Below are 15,430 nucleotides of genomic sequence, written 5' to 3' on the forward strand. Positions count from 1 at the left end.
AGGCCTACGTATCTCCGATCCGGTCGAGCACGTAGCGGGTCAGTGCGGTGCGGGAGGAGACGCCGAGGCGTACGTAGATGTTCTGCAGGTGCGTCGTCACCGTCCGCGGACTGATGAACAGGCGCCGCGAAACCTCGGCGTTCGACAGCCCCTCCGCCACCAGGCGAGCGACCTCCTCCTCACGGGGGCTGAGGTCGAGCGGTCCTGCCGCGGGCCGGGCCCGCGTGGTGCGTACGCCAAGCCGGCGTAGCAGGGCACGAGCCCGATCGACCTCGTGGCCTGCCTCGATGCGCTCGGCGGTGGCGAGCGCAGCGCGGACGGCCTCCCCCGTCGCCGCGTCGGCCGTCCCCGCGTCGAGGGCCCTGGTGGCGGCGTCGAGCCGGGTCGTCGCCTCCTCCAGCCGGTAACCGAGGGCGGCGTAGAGGTCGGCGGCGCCGGACAGCGCCGCCCGGGCCGCCTCCGGGTCGCCCGTGGTGGCGTGCAGCAGCCCTTCCACGCGGCGTACCGACGCCGCGGGCCACGGCGAGCCGGGTCCGACCTCCCGCAGCCGGCTCAGAGCCTGCCGGGCAGCCGGCACGTCACCGTCGAGCAGGCACGCCTCGGCGAGCACCTGCAGGCAGCCGCCGAGCAGGGCACTGCCCGCCGAGAGCGACTCCTCCGCCCGGGCACGAGCACAGGTCGCGTCGCCGGACTGCAGCAGCGCGAGACACTCGACGTACTCGATCGGCGAGAAGGCGTGCCGGTCTCCCTGCGCCCAGTGGCCGTGCTCCGACCGGATCGCCGCCACGAGCGCGAGTCCCTCCTCGGCCCGGCCGCGCCGGACCATCCCCAGCCCGCGTATGGCCTGCCGGATCAGAACGCCACGCTGGAAGCGGCCGCCGAGATCCAGATCGCTGAACCGCGCCAGCCAACGCGCCTCCGCAGCCACGTCTCCCCGCAGCTGAGCGATGAAACCCAGGTAGAGCAGGTACACGCCGCCGAGCGTGGGCACTCCCAGCCGTGCCGCGAGGCGGAGCCCGTCGAGGCTGTCTCGCTCGGCCGTGGCGAGATCGCCCCGGATGAAGGCAACCTGGCCCCCGGGACGGCGTACGTGCTCGCGCAGCACGTCGTCGCCCGTCGCGTCGGCACTCGCGTACAGCTCGCGGACGGCCGGCACCGCCGCTTCGAGCTGCCCTCGGCGGATCATCAGGGTGATCCGTGCGTACAATTCCATCAGGCGGGCCTTGCCGGACCCGGTGGCCCGCACCAGGGCGCCGAGCCGGTCGAGTTCGACGGCGAGCCGCGCGTCATCGACGCGGCCGGCGAGCGTCGTCCGGGTCTCCTGCAGGGCGATGTGATGAGGTCCCACGGCCACCCCGGTCAGTTGGCCTTCGGCATCGGCGAGGCGCTGCCATGCCTCGTCGAAACGGCCGACGTTCCAGTCGGAGAGCGCCGCCCGCCGCAGGCGGTGCGCGCGCTCCGGACCCGGCGGGCCGGCGGACGCGGCCCGCGACCAGGCGGTGAGCGCGGCGGGGAAGTCGCCGATGATCTCGGAGGCGACGGCGAGGGTGTCGAGCAACCCGGCCCGGCGTTCGTCGCCGGCGTCGAGCCGGTCCAGAGCTGCCTGCGCATCGGCCGCCGCCTCCTCGCCCGCACGGCGGCGGAGGGCCTCCGCCGCAGCGGGGACAAGGACGTCGAGTGCCTCCTCCGGCGGCAGCTCCGACCCGGCGCCGCGGACGTGACGGGCCATCCGGGATGTGTCCCGGGGCATCGACGCCTTGACGGCACGGGCGAGAGCGGTGTGCAAGCGGCGCCGCGTGACGGTCGGCAGCCGGTCGTGGGCGACTTCGGCAAGCAACGGGTGGGACGCGCGGTACGCGACGCCGTCCGGCCCCTCCTCCTCGAAGATCAGACCGGAACTGAGCAACCCAGTCACTCCGTCGAGGGCCCGGTGCTCGTCGAGGACCGAGGCCAGCAGCACGTGCGGAATCGCACCCGGGCTCACCGCGAGAAGATCCATGACGGCGTGCGCGGCGTCCGGCAGCCCGGAGATCCGGTTGCCCATCAGCTCGGCTACCGCTGCCGGGACCGGTACGTCCAGAGCCCGGTCGAGCACCCATTGGTCGGCGACGCGGCGCAGGGCCCCGGACGCCAACAGCGCGCCGACGATCTCGGTGACGAACAGCGGGACGCCCCCGGACCGTTCGACCAGCAGGTCGGTCAGGGTCTGCGGGACCACCCCGCCGACGAGCGTCTCCGTGATGGCGGCGACATCCCCCGCGGCGAGCCCGTGCAGGTCCAGCGCGGTGAACTCGGCCGTTCTGCGCAGCGCGGCCAGCATCTGCCCGGCCGAGGTGCCCTGCACCTCGGCGCGGTGGGTGAGAAGGAGCAGGAACGGCCGCTCGTCCAGCCCACGGACGAGATACTGGACCAGCCCCAGCGTGGCGGCGTCCGCCCAGTGCACGTCATCGAGCAGCCACGCGACCGGCGCACGCCGCGCGGACCGGTCCACCAGCCGGCGGACTGCCTCGAACAGCCGAGTACGTTCCAGTCCGGGATCACCGAGATCGGCCGGTGCGGGGACGCCGAGCCCGTCGAAGAGCCGGGCCAGGTCGGTGAGCCCCTGACCCAGCGTGGTCCCGCCGTCGACGAGCGGGCGCAACGCCTCGACGACGGGGGCCAGCGACAGGTCGCGGTCCAGCGGCCCGGCGGCGCTGGCGAGGACGGTGAAACCCGAAGCCTCGGCGATCGCCAGCCCCTCCCGGGCCAGCCGGGTCTTCCCGATGCCAGGCTCACCGCCGATGGCGACGACCTGGGCGCGACCGGCGGCGGCACGGCGCAGGGCATCCCGCAGGACCTGACACTCACCTGTCCGACCCATGATCGGCGGCGGCGCCGGGCGGGCGTCGCGCTGCCCACTGGCCACTGACGGACCTCCTGTCGTCGGCCCCATTCCTCCGAGGGGGCGCTCCCGCCGGCGAGCGGTGACGACGTCGCTGCTCGCCGCCCGGCCACGGCCGCCGAGCCGGACCCCCGGCCGATGGTTCCCACAGGGTACTCAGTCGCAAGCGCAGCTCAGCCCCGGTACGGGCGTGGTTCCGGGCCTGGCACGGGCTCGCCCTATATGCGGCGACCCGCGAGATCGAGGGCTTGGACGGTCAGGCGGTCACCCTACTGGCCGCGCAGCTCGCAAACGATCCTGACGGGCAGGTCCGCACGATGGCCGCCGCACACCACGAAGCGATCCGCGAGGACCGGCGTGGTCAGGCAGCAGGCCCAGTTTCCGATCCGCCCGGCAGGGCTGCGCCGTGCCGTCGGCTGGATCCAACGCCACACACAGCAAGCGCCGGCACTGATCGTCATCGACGGCGCCGGATCCTATGGCGTCACCTTCACCGAGCAGTTGATCGCAGCCGGCTTGACCGTCGCTGAGGCACCTGATGTCCCGTCTTCCACCCGCCGCCGCCGCGGCAAGAGCGACGCCGTGGAAACCGTCGCGATGGCTCAAGCCGCTCGCAGCTCGGACGTCCACCACCTGTGCTGGCCGCGCGGCGCCTGAACCGAACACTCTACACCGTCGCGCTGGTCCGCATGGGCCACGATGCGCGAACCCGCGACTACGTCACCCGCCGCACCAGCGAGGGCCGCACCAAACGCGAGATCATGCGCAGCCTCAAGCGCTACATCAGCAGGCAACTCTTCTGGACTCTGGACGGAGCCAACGCTTGACAGCTATAGAAGCATCTCATTAGAAGAAGATGGGGTCAGCGAATTCGAGCATAACAGACTTTCCCAAATTGTTTATAAATGTGACGCTTGATTTGGTGACCTCAATTCTTTCAAAGGAGTTGCCATTTCGCATGAATACGACCCAAACGAGATTTCCACTTTGGTCGAGACGCGCGAAGTACCCCTCGGACCCGTGAGCACCTTCCCCGCAACAAACATAGCCCAAGTCGTACGGCAATTCGACCCGCGCCGACTCGTCGATTTCAGCCACTTCCGTTGGGTCGTCGCCGACCATGCGGCCGGCAGAGCGGCGCCCTTGTGCTTGCCCCGGGCCCGCCGGTAACGGCTGAGCGCCCGGGCGGTCTTGGGTCCGAACCGTACCCGTCGGTCCTTGGCGCCCTTGCCGTGGAAGCGCACCGACTCGGTGTTCAGGTCAATATCGGTCATGAGGAGGTTACCGACCTCGGACAGGCGGGCGCCAGTGTTGCAGTACAGCCGGATCAGCGCCTCGTCGCGGAGGTTGGCGAAGCTCTTGCCCTTACACGCGTCGAGGAGCTTGCCGGTGTCCTCGTCGCGCATGAGCGGGATCAACTTCCGGGGTGTTTTCGGCTGCCGCACCCGCTCCATCGGCGAGCGGTCGACGGCCTGCTCGTCGACCAGCAGCCACTTGAAGAACTGCTGAAGCCCCTTGTGCTTGTTCAACGCGGTCGACGCGGACCTCGTATCGATCATCCACGCCTGGAACGCCTCCACGTGCGCCCGCGTCACCGCGCACGGATCCTCGGCCGCGTCCTCGGCATCCGGGTCCGGCCAGTGCTCCCTCAGATAGCGGCCGAGTTGGGCGGCGGCGAGGGGGTAGTTGTAGCGGGTGGTCTGCGGGTAGTTCCCGGCCCGCAGCGACCGGTCCCAGTCGCGGAGGAACCCGGACCAGGTCCGGGACAGTCCGACGGTGAGCTTCTGAAGATCGAGGAGTGGCATTCGGCACCTGCCCGAGTCAAGGAGTCCAACAGCGACGTCCTAGACCAGGCATCCATGCCAAGCGATAAAAAGAGGGCTTCCGCAAGTCGCTGACCTGCGGAAACCCTCTCGCTGTCGGGACGGCCGGATTCGAACCGACGACCCCTTGACCCCCAGTCAAGTGCGCTACCAAGCTGCGCCACGTCCCGATGCCCCCGCGTGGTCTTCCCCGCGACAGCCGGTACAGCTTAGCGCAGGATCCCCGTACCCCGCGCACACCCCCTCCCGTGCCGCCGACCCCTCCCCAGGGGGCAACCGTCGGGTCGCGCCGGCCGGCGGGGTGGGGTCAGCGGGGTGGGGCGGCCACGCTCTGCCGGGACACCAGCGTCGGCGCGATCGTCTGCCGCAACTCCCCGACCGTGTCGGACTCGATCTGCGCCAACAACAAATCCAGACTCGCCCGCGCCACCGCCACGAAATCCGGCCGCACCGTCGTCAACGGCGGGATGAAATACGCCGCCTCCGGCACATCATCAAACCCCACCACACTGACATCACCCGGCACCCGACGCCCGTACTCGTGCAACGCCCGCAACACCCCCAACGCCAAATGATCATTCGCCGTGAACACCGCCGTCACCTCCGGCATCCGCGCCAACATCTGCCCACACCGATAACCCGACGCCGCCGACCAATCCCCCGGCACCAACGGCGGCTCCTCCACCCCCGCCGACCGCAACGCCTCCCGCCACCCCTCGATCCGCCCCGCACTGTCGAACCAGTCCGCCGGACCCGACACGTGCCACACCGTCCGATGCCCCGCCTCCAACAGATGCCCGGTCGCCTCCCGCGCACCCGCCACCTGATCCACCGTCACCAACGGCACCCGACGACGCGGATCACCGTCGACCGTCACCAACGGCACATCCTTCGGCAGATGCTCCAACGCCTCACCCGCCGACTCCACCGGAGCGATCACCACGATCCCCGCCACCCGATGCGCCAGATGCCGCTCCACCGCCGCCGAAATCGACACCTGATCCAAATCCCGAACACTACCCACGGTGACCGCGAAACCCTCCTCCGCAGCCGTCTGCTCCAACGCCGCCAACAGCGACGCCGGACCGTACAAGGTCGTGTTCTGCGCCACCACACCAATGACCTGCGACCGACCCGTCACCAGAGCCCGCGCCGCACGATTGGGTCGATACCCCAACTCGGTGATCGCCGCCTGCACCCGCAGCCGCGTCTGCTCACGCACATTCGGATGCCCATTCAGCACCCGCGACACCGTCTGATGAGAAACCCCCGCCAGACGAGCCACATCGGTCATCGCGGGACCCCGCACGGCACCCACCCTCCCGCCACACTCCGACCGCACCCCGGCGGCGACACCGAACGGCCGGATTCACCATCCGCAGCCCGTCTTCCGGCCCGGCGAGACGACCCGGGCCAGGCCCCACAAGGCCAGCGCCAGTCTACGCCCAGGTGTCATCCGGCCACGTCAAGGCGACATCGAAGCGATCATCGCGGTGGCCGGGCGCACGGGGAACCGGAGTGCCGCCGGCGGGCCCATCGTCCGACGGGTGACCGCCGGGCGGTTGCCGGCCCGGATGGGACCTGGAACCGGCCGAACTCGGGATGCCTTCAAGGCTGTAAATGTGAACGACAACTTGATAGTTTCTCGGCGGGAGCGCAGGGCACGCTCCCCGTACGGGATCACCGACCGCGCGCGGCCCTCTCGGGCCCAGGCCGCGACGCCCTTTCCGCCGGCGACCGTTCCGGGCATTGAACAACGTCTGGCAGTTCTTCACGGGCTACCGGTACGCGATCTTCAACTGCGCCACCGGCAGCCTCGACGGCCCGGTCACCGTGCCGCGCTTCCAGCTCAGCACGCCCTGATCCCGCCGGATCGGGTGGCCCCGCACCGTCGCGGCGGAGCCGACCATCCTTCGGGCAGCTGATCGACAACACCTACGACATTGGGGATCATCGATTCCATGAACATCGGGTCCACTGACGCTCGACGATCCGCCGGGATCGCGAGCCCCGACCGTGCCGCCCCCGTGACGGGCGGGCCGCGCGGGTGGCGCCACCCCGCGGTGGAACCGGCCCTGGCCATCCTGGCCGGCCTGCTGCTGGCGGTGGCGCTGACCTGGCCGACACTGCGGCATCCGGGGAGCACGGTCCCCGGCGACCTCGGCGACCCCACGTTGCAGGCGTGGCAGGTCGCCTGGGCCGGGCACGCCCTGCTGACCGACCCGGTCGGCCTCTGGCACTCGAACACGTTCTATCCCGAGAGTTACACCTACGCCTACAGCGACACCCTGCTCGGGTACGCCCCGATCGGGATGCTCGGCACCGGCTTCGAGGCCGCCGTGGTCCGGTACAACGTGCTGTACGTGCTGCTGCACGCGCTCGCGTTCGTCGGGGCGTACGCGCTGGCCCGGCAGCTCGGGTCGGGCCGGTGGGGCGGCGCGGTCGCCGGCATCGCCTGGGCGTACGCGCCGTGGCGGCTGGCGCACGCCGGCCATCTGAACATCCTGTCGAGCGGGGGGATCGCGCTGTCCCTGGCGATGCTGGCCCGGGGCCACGGCTGGTCGTTGCGCCACGGGTACCGGCCGCAGCGGCGGCGGCCCGGCTGGGCGCTGGCGGGGTGGCTCGTCGCCGCCTGGCAGGTCAGCCTCGGCTTCGGCATCGGGCTGCCCCTGGTCTACTTCCTGCTGGCCGCGGTGCTGGCGGCGGCCGGCTGCTACGGCTGGTCCTGGTGGCGCAGCGGGGAACGCCCCCCGTTCGGCCGGCGGCTGCTGCTCGCGGACCTGACCGGCGGGGCCGCGTTCGGCGCGGTGACGCTGCTGCTCGGGCTGGTCTATCTGCACGTCGTCGACCTCAATCCGCAGGCCCACCGGGGGCTGGACTGGACGAAGATGTTCTCCCCACCGCTGATCGGTTTCGTCACCGCGCCGGCGGACTCGTGGCTGTGGGGCGAGCCGCACGCCGCCGCCCGCGAACAGCTGTCCTGGCCGCCGGAGATGGCGCTGCTGCCGGGGATGACGGTGATCGGGTTGGCCGCGGCGGGACTGTTCGTCTCGGTCTACCCGGTACGGCACCGGATCGCGCTCGGGCTCGGGGTGCTCACGACGGTGCTGCTCGGTCTCGGTGCCACCCTCGGTGGCGACGGGGATCCCGGCTACCTGACCCTGTCGACGCACCTGCCGGGCTGGGACGCGTTGCGTACCCCGGGGCGGCTGATGCACTGGACCAGCCTGCTGCTGGCGGTGCTGGCCGCCGGCCTGGTGACGGCGCTGGCCGAGTCGACGGGTCGGACCGCGAAGGCGGAGCCGACCGGCAGCACCACCTCCGGCAGGACGGCGACCCGCCGCTGGACGAGGTTCGTCGCGCCGGTGATCCTGCTGGTGCCGCTGGTCATGGTCACCGTCGAGGGTGTCAACCGGACCCCGCACCCGGTCGTGCCGCGGCCACCGGCCGCGATGCGGACGGCACCGGAGCCGGTCCTGCTGCTGCCCGCCGGCGGGGTCGGCGACCTGACGTACATGTTGTGGTCGACCGACGGGTTCCCGCGGGTGACCAACGGGCTGGCCGGATTCGAGCCGGCCAGTCAGGCACGGACCCGGGCGGCGGTGGCGTCCTTCCCCGACCCGGGCAGCGTGGCGTACCTGCGCGGGATCGGCGTGCGGTCGGTGGTGGCCGTGCCGGACCGGGCCGCCGGGACGCCGTGGGAGGGCATCGCGACCCGGCCCGTCGACGGGCTGGGCATCACCCGGGAGGATCACGACGGTGTGCTGGTCTACCACCTCTGAGCAGGGGCACGCCGGGCGCACCGGCGTTGCCGACGGACGGCCCGGCACGGGCGGGACGAGGTGAGGGCGGTGCGCCTGTCGGTGGTGGTGCCCTGCTTCAACGAGGAGGCGTCGGTCGAGCGGCTGCACGAGACCGTGAGTGCCGCGCTCGCCGAACTCCCCGACGTGGACGTCGAGGTGGTGTACGTCGACGACGGCAGCGAGGACGGCACCCTCGCGGCGCTGCGCCGGCTCGCCGCCGCCGACCCGACGGTCTGCTACACGTCGTTGAGCCGCAACTTCGGCAAGGAGGCGGCGATGCTCGCCGGCCTGGAACGGGCCACCGGTGACGCCGTCGTCATCATGGACGCGGACCTGCAGCACCCGCCACGGCTGCTGCCCGAGATGGTGGCGTTGTACCGGCAGGGCTTCGACCAGGTGATCGCCCGCCGGGACCGGCGCGGCGACCGGCTCGTCCGGATGCTCGCCTCGCGGTCCTTCTACCGGCTGGTCAACTGGTGGATCGACGTGCGGTTGCTGGACGGGGCGGGTGACTTCCGGCTGCTGTCCCGACTCGCGGTGGACGCGGTGCTGGCGATGCCGGAGTACAACCGGTTCTCCAAGGGCCTGTTCTCCTGGATCGGCTTCCGGACGGCGGTGGTCGCCCACCACAACGAGACCCGGCAGGCCGGGAAGAGCAGATGGACGTTCGGCAAGCTCTTCAACTACGCGTTCGACGGCCTGCTGTCGTTCAACAACCGGCCGCTGCGGCTGGCGATCTACGGTGGCCTGTTCCTCACCCTGATCGCCGTGGCGTACATGGCCTGGGTGGTGGCGGACGCCATCGAGAAGGGCATCGACGTGCCCGGGTACACCACGATGATCGTCAGCGTGATCGGCCTGGGCGGCATCCAGATGATGATCCTGGGCGTGATCGGGGAGTACATCGGCCGGATCTACTACGAGACCAAGCGTCGGCCGCACTATCTGGTGCAGGAGACCGAGCACCTGGCCACCGAGGCCGGCGAGGTGCGCGGGTTGCCGGTCCGGCCGGTGGCGCGGTGGACCGAGCGGGGCCAGTGGACGGTGCCGGCGCGGGAGGACCCGTACCGACGTCGCTCCCGTCGGCGGGTCGACGAGGAGCCGATGACCGGCGAGGCGAGCTGAGCCCGACCCGGCCGAGGGCGTGCGCCTCAGGGCGTGACCCGCGCGGACCCGCGATCGGGCTGCGCGGCGTGGCCGGGTGCCCGGCCACGCCGCCCGTCGTCAGCCGCGTAGCGACCACTGCTGGTTGGCCCCGCCGTGGCAGTCCCACAGGGCGATCTTCGTCCCGTTGGTGGTGCCCCGGTTGGAGGCGTCCAGGCAGCGTCCGGACTGGACTCCGCTGATGGTGCCGTTGGCGTTGACGTTCCACTGCTGGTTGGTCGCGCCCGTGCAGTCCCAGATGATCACCCGGGTGCCGTTCGCGGTGCCGGCACCCTCGGCGTCCAGGCACTTGCTGCCGTACACCTGCAACTGCCGGGCGGCGGTCCAGGTCCAGCGCTGCATGGCGCCACCCCAGCAGTCGTAGAGCTGCACCTGCGTGCCGTTGGTGGTGCTGCCGCCCGGCACGTCCAGGCACCGGCCGGACTGCACACCGACGATCTGGGTGGTGGTGCCGCCCGTACCGCCAGGGGTGCCGATGCTGCCGGCCACCGCCTGCAGGGCGCGATACCAGACGGCGGCCATCTTGTCGTAGCCGGTCGCGGTGGGGTGGATGCCGTCGATCAGGTCGGCGGTGGTCACGGCGCTGTGCATGTCGACGAGGTGGACGTGCCGGCCGGCGTTCGCCTTGGCCTGCACGATGCCCGGGACGGCCGCGTTGAAGCTGCGTACCGCTGCCTCCTGACCGCTGTTGGCCAGCGGGGTCAGCTGCGCGACGAACACCTCCGCGTCGGGGGCCGTGTTCGTGATGTGGTCGATCAGGGTGGAGAGCCGGTTCGGCGCGGTGGAGACGTTGTAATTCTGCAGGATGTCGTTGGTGCCGATGTGCAGCAGTACGGTGTGCGGCCGGTAGGTGTTCAGCCAGCCGACCACGCTCGCGTCGAGCTGGTCGATGCGCCAGCCGGGGTGGCCCTCGTGGTCGTGGTCGCCGAGGCTCGCCGGCCCGTTGTACTGGGAGCCCACGAAGTCGGTGGTGTAGCGGCCGTTGGCCAGCCGCTGCCAGAGGCCGATGCGGTAGCCGCCCGGCACCTGGGTGCCCTCGGTGATGGAGTCACCCAGCGGCATCACCCGTACCCCGCCGTTGGACTCGGCGGCCGCCGGGCCGGCCTGGACCACCGCGCCGGCCACCAGGGTGGCCAGCGCGGCGCCCGCCGCGAGCCACCGTGCCATTGTTCGCATGCTCGTTCCTCTCGGTCGGGTGCACGGCGGGTGGCGGCGTCGCGCCACCCGCCGTGCGGGACGGTTCGGGCGGGTTCCCGCCCGTGCGTCGGCTCAGGACGCGGTACAGGTGAGCGAGGGCGTCGACGTCGGGCCGTTCGCCAGGAAACCGAAGGTGGTCGAGCCGCCGGCGGACAGCGGACCGTTGTACGAGACGTCGCGGACGGTCGCCGTGGTGCCGCTGGTGGTCAGGGTGCCGTTCCAGACCTGGCTGATGCTCTGCCCGCCGGCCAGGGTCCACTGCACGGTCCAGCCGGTGATCGCCGCGGTGCCGGCGGTCACGGTGACCTCACCCTGGAAGCCGCCGGACCACGTGTTGGTGGTGCGGTAGCTCGCGCTGCAGGCGCCACCGGCCGGCGGTGGGCTGCTCGGCGGTGGGGTCGGGGTCGGCGACGGCGGTGGGCTGCTCGGCGGCGGGGTGGGGGGCGGCGTGCTGCCGACCGGACTGAACCGCCAGTTGTCGAGGTTGAACAGGTAGCCGCTGCCGCCGGTGAACCGCAGGTACAGGTCACGGGTGCCGGTGGCGCCGCTGACCGGGCAGGTGGTGTCGGTCCAGGTCTGCCAGCCGCCGGTGCCGGCCACCCGGCAGGTGCCCACCAGGGGGCCGGTGGCGCTGTCCAGCCGCAGCTCGATGGTGCCCCCGGACGCGCCGGAGGCCACCCGGGCCGTGTACGCGGCGGCCCCGGTGCCGAAGCCCGCTCCCTTGACCTTGAGGTGGTCGCCGTTCTCGATCCAGCCGACGTCCATGCCGCCGCCGGAGGCCGCCTCGGTCTCCACCCCCGACTCCCAGGCGATGGTCTCCGCCTCCTGCCGGACGTACGGGTTGAGCGTCCCGACCTGGGGCGCTCCGCCGGTGGTCATGGTGATGGTCGGGATCGTGCCGTCGGCGTTGTAGGAGAACTTCTCCACGGCCACCGAGCGGGTGAAGCCGCCGCCGCCGGGCAGCGCACCGTTGTGGTAGAAGAAGTACGACCCGCCCTTGAAGTCGACGATGCCGGGGTGGTTGGTGAAGCTGCCGCCCTGGGTCGGCATGACCGTCCCCCGGTAGGTCCACGGTCCGAGCGGACCGGGTGCCGTGGAGTAGGCGATGAACTCCGAGCAGCACTTCGCCGCGTAGACGAGGTAGTAGAGGCCGTTACGCTTGTAGACCCACGGCGCTTCCTCGAACAGCGTCGGCCGGTTCGCGTCCCCGGTCCGGGTGCCGAACCCGGCCGTGGTCAACGGGATCTGGGTGGGGCTGCCCGCGTACGACACCATGTCGGGGTTGAGCTTCACGTACCACAGGTGCGGGTTGCCCCAGTAGAGGTACGCCTGGCCGTCGTCGTCGATGAAGACCGTCGGATCGATCTCCCCGTTGCTCACCAGCGGATGCCCGATGGCGTCCCGGAACGGCCCGGTCGGGCTGTCGGCGACCGCCACCCCGATGCCCATCTGGCCGGTGGCGCGCACCGTCATGGGCACGTACCAGTAGAACCTGCCGTTGCGGGCGATGACCTGCCCGGCCCAGGCGTCCTTGCTGGCCCAGCTGAAGCTGGCGATGCTGAGCGGGGAGCCGTGGTCGGTCCAGTTCACCATGTCGTCGGAGGACCAGACCCGCCACTCCTTCATGGTGAACCAGGTCGAGTTGTCCTCGTCGTGACCGGTGTAGAGGTAGACCCGGCCGTTGTGGACCAGCGGCGCCGGGTCGGCCGTGTAAATCGTCTGCACGATCGGGTTGTCCGCCCGGGCCGGCGCCGGGAAGGCCCCCAGCACCGCCAGCAGGCTCACCACCAAGGCCAACCAGCGCCGGCGGCCGGCACGCGCGGACGCAGCGCCCGACTGCCCGGCCATCAGCTCCGGCTCCACTTCTGGTCGGTGCCGCCGGTGCAGGTGGCCAGCACGATCGGCGTGCTGTTGCCGGTCCCGCCGCCGTTCGGGGCGAGGCAGAGGCCGGACTGGACACCGGTGACGCTGCCGTCGCCGTTGACGTTCCACTGCTGGTTGGCGCCGCCGTTGCAGTCCCAGATGATCACCTTGGTGCCGGGCGTGGTGCCCTGCGCGTTGGCGTCCAGGCACTTGCTGCCGTACACCTGCAGTTGCTTGCCCGCGGTGGCGGTCCACTGCTGGTTCGCACCGCCGTTGCAGTCCCAGAGCGTGACCTGGGTGCCGTTGGTCTGGGACTGGTTGGGCACGTCCAGGCAGCGGCCGGAGTTGGTGTTGCGGACCACGTCGGTGATGCCGCCCGGGTCACCGCCGGGGCCGGCCACCACGGCGAGGTTGTCGAACTGGGCGGTCTCCCCCTGGCTGGTGCCGAAGCCGACCTGGCCGGTGCCGAAGGTGGCGTCGCTCGCGGTGCCGACCGTCGTGCCGTCCACGGTGGCGGTGATGGTGCTGCCGGAGAAGCCGAGGGAGAGGCTGTACCAGCGGTTCGTGCCCGGCGCCGCGACCGTGCCGCTGCGCAGGGTGGTGAGCTGACCGGCGGTGTTGTTGCGCAGGATCGACCAGGAGCCGGTGTCGGTGACCCGCAGGAAGTACGCGTTGTAGCGGCCGATCGGGTCCAGGTTGGTGGTGCCGACGTGCCCCTCCAGTTGGGCGTAGCCGGCCTTCTCGAGCAGGGCGTCGGCGGAGACCGTGTAGTTGCCCCAGCTCAGGTTCCCGCCGTAGGTCGCCGGGTCGGCGAGGGTCTTCCAGGTGATCGGGGCCTGCGCCGACATCTGGCGCAGGCAGGTGCCGGCGCGGCCCCCGCCGCAGCCGACGGTCTCGAAGGCGCCCTGCATGTCCTGCAGGTACTTCGGCATCCGCCCGGTGGCGTAGCCCTCGAAGTCGTCGCGGTACGGCAGGCCCAACGAGCCCTGGGCGGGGCTGGTGGCGGTCCCCTTGCCCTGGCCGGTGGTGGTGGTGACGCTGTAGAGGTAGCCCGGCTGGACGGTCAGCGAGAAGCTCCCGCCCGACGGGGTGAGGTCGGCGGTGTGCACGAAGTGGTCGCCGGTGTTGTTGGAGTTGAGGTTGGTCGCCCAGACGTGCACCGGGCCGGTGGAGAGGCCGCCGGTGACGTTGACGGTGACCTGCTGGGCGCTGGTGGCGTCCATCGTCTCGACGATGGTGCTCCAGTCGGTGTTGTTGGTCGACTTCAACGAGACGTAGCTGCCGTTGGCGCGGTTGCCGTTGAGGTAGCCGCTGGAGGAGTCGAGGTATTTCCAGCCGGGCGCGGTGAACTGGGTGGTGTGCGCCAGCGCCCAGGTGTCCTTGCCGACCGCGTACCAGCCGGACCAGGGCTGGTTGGCCAGGATCAGGCCGACGGTGGCCCACGGCAGGTTGGGGGTGATCGCCGCGATCAGGTCCCAGTTGAGGTAGGCGACCATCCGGCCGTCGAGGTAGCCGCGGTTGATGCCCCGGGCCAGCGGCTTGGCGCCGTCGTTGTAGTCCTGTGAGCCGCCCTCGCTGTCCCACAGCGTCTTGCCGGTGCTCGTGGCGGTGGACGACACCGTGCAGGTGGTCTGGGCGCTGAGGTAGCCGCACGGGTAGTGGCCGCTGAGCACGTCGATGCTGTTGCGCAGGGTGGTGTTGCTCGCCACCGCGTTGGCCGGGTTCCAGCTGCCGGGGTAGTCGTCGCCATAGATGATCTTCACGCCGCCGTAGCCGTGGCTGTCGAGCGCGCTGCGCAGGTTGATGGTCCAGTTCGCGTCGGTCTGCTTCTCGTTCTGCGCGGCGGTGATGTAGTCCATGGTCAGGTTGTGCTGCTTGGCGCAGCCCAGCCAGTCCACGAAATAGTTGATCATGTCCGGGGACATGAAGGTGCCGTTGCCGATCCAACCCGGCGCACCCCAGGGCAGCGCCGCCAGCTTGATGGCGGGGTTGCGGGCCTTGGCCTGCTCCATGATCCACCACTCGTAGCCACGGTTGCAGTTCAGGTCACCGCGGACGTGCTCGTGGCTCGGCTCGGCACCGCTGGTCGAGTTGGTGTCCCCGCCCATCTCCACCTTGAGGATCTGCAGGGCGGCGCCGTAGCCGGGCTTGAAGAGGTAGTCGAGGACCTGGCCGCGCTGCGGCTCGGGGTAGTCGATGAGCAGCCGGCTGTTGCCGCCGCCGCCACTGACGGCGCCCACCCCGTCGAACGTGTGCCCGCCGGAGGTGCCGTTGACGGTGATCGACGTCGCGGCCCGGGCCGGGCCGGCGGTCACCGCCACCAGACCGGTGGCGGCCAACGCCGCGGCAGCCAGCGCGACCACCGGCCGCGCCGGGCGGCTGGATTGTCTTGGTATCGACACTGATGGATTCCCTTCGACAGCGGTACGGCGGGCCCCGGTCGGCACGGCCGGACGGGGAGGTGGAGGTACGACGGAAGGCGACCGCGGCCGGCGACAGCCGGCAGCCACGGTCGTACGGGCCTGCCTCACCAGCGCCATGCCGACGACGGCAGGAGGTCGAGTCCTGGCGGGTCGGCTGCCCGGACGGCGGTGGCGAGGGACCTAAATGTTAACGATAACATCCATGGGCATGATTAAGCCAGACCGGCCCGACGGGTCGCCCGACCCACGGAGACGTGATGATCCCGCGGTTGCGTA

9 protein-coding genes, 1 tRNA gene and 1 pseudogene are annotated in these 15,430 nt (G+C 71.0%); 4 read left to right on the top strand and 7 right to left on the bottom strand.

The annotated features are described in order from the left end of the window. Positions 1 to 4: 4 nt before the first annotated feature. Positions 5 to 2,905 carry an AAA family ATPase gene (locus tag MRQ36_RS01375; RefSeq protein ID WP_242791780.1) on the bottom strand — a complete coding sequence of 967 codons (2,901 nt, stop codon included), beginning with the start codon at positions 2,903 to 2,905 and terminating at the stop codon, positions 5 to 7. 333 nt (positions 2,906 to 3,238) lie between these two features. Between MRQ36_RS01375 and MRQ36_RS01380 the strand changes: the two genes are divergently transcribed. Then, positions 3,239 to 3,538, top strand: coding sequence for a hypothetical protein (locus MRQ36_RS01380; RefSeq protein WP_242791783.1), 300 nt, complete (start codon positions 3,239 to 3,241; stop codon positions 3,536 to 3,538). Further along, on the top strand, positions 3,517 to 3,708 hold the full coding sequence (locus MRQ36_RS01385) for a hypothetical protein (RefSeq protein WP_242791786.1): 192 nt from the start codon (positions 3,517 to 3,519) through the stop codon (positions 3,706 to 3,708). Before MRQ36_RS01380 ends, MRQ36_RS01385 begins: the two co-directional genes overlap by 22 nt. A 72-nt stretch (positions 3,709 to 3,780) precedes the next feature. Here the strand turns inward: MRQ36_RS01385 and MRQ36_RS01390 are convergent, their stop codons facing one another. From MRQ36_RS01390 to MRQ36_RS01400, 3 genes are all read right to left on the bottom strand, one after another. Further along, a complete protein-coding gene (locus tag MRQ36_RS01390; protein ID WP_242791789.1) occupies positions 3,781 to 4,686 on the bottom strand; it encodes a tyrosine-type recombinase/integrase in 906 nt (301 codons plus the stop codon). A 114-nt stretch (positions 4,687 to 4,800) separates the two neighbouring features. Then, positions 4,801 to 4,874, bottom strand: a tRNA-Pro gene (locus MRQ36_RS01395). Positions 4,875 to 5,011: 137 nt separating this feature from the next. Continuing rightward, positions 5,012 to 5,998: a LacI family DNA-binding transcriptional regulator gene (locus tag MRQ36_RS01400; RefSeq protein WP_242791790.1), complete on the bottom strand. Its 987-nt coding sequence runs from the start codon at positions 5,996 to 5,998 to the stop codon at positions 5,012 to 5,014. 667 nt (positions 5,999 to 6,665) lie between these two features. Here MRQ36_RS01400 and MRQ36_RS01405 point away from each other — a divergent pair. After that, positions 6,666 to 8,486 (top strand): hypothetical protein, encoded by a 1,821-nt coding sequence (locus tag MRQ36_RS01405; RefSeq protein WP_374249726.1) that lies wholly within the window; start codon positions 6,666 to 6,668, stop codon positions 8,484 to 8,486. A 69-nt stretch (positions 8,487 to 8,555) separates the two neighbouring features. Next, positions 8,556 to 9,518, top strand: a pseudogene (locus MRQ36_RS01410) (glycosyltransferase family 2 protein); the annotation flags it as partial. A gap of 213 nt (positions 9,519 to 9,731) precedes the next feature. Here the strand turns inward: MRQ36_RS01410 and MRQ36_RS01415 are convergent. From MRQ36_RS01415 to MRQ36_RS01425, 3 genes are all read right to left on the bottom strand, one after another. Continuing rightward, positions 9,732 to 10,847 (bottom strand): ricin-type beta-trefoil lectin domain protein, encoded by a 1,116-nt coding sequence (locus MRQ36_RS01415; RefSeq protein ID WP_242791795.1) that lies wholly within the window; start codon positions 10,845 to 10,847, stop codon positions 9,732 to 9,734. A 93-nt stretch (positions 10,848 to 10,940) separates the two neighbouring features. After that, on the bottom strand, positions 10,941 to 12,716 hold the full coding sequence (locus tag MRQ36_RS01420; protein WP_242791798.1) for a family 43 glycosylhydrolase: 1,776 nt from the start codon (positions 12,714 to 12,716) through the stop codon (positions 10,941 to 10,943). After that, entirely contained in the window at positions 12,716 to 15,271 is a 2,556-nt protein-coding gene (locus tag MRQ36_RS01425; protein ID WP_374249728.1) for a ricin-type beta-trefoil lectin domain protein, read from the bottom strand. Before MRQ36_RS01425 ends, MRQ36_RS01420 begins: the two co-directional genes overlap by 1 nt. Between the last annotated feature and the right edge of the window lie 159 nt (positions 15,272 to 15,430).

The organism is Micromonospora sp. R77, assembly GCF_022747945.1.
GTDB lineage: Bacteria > Actinomycetota > Actinomycetes > Mycobacteriales > Micromonosporaceae > Micromonospora.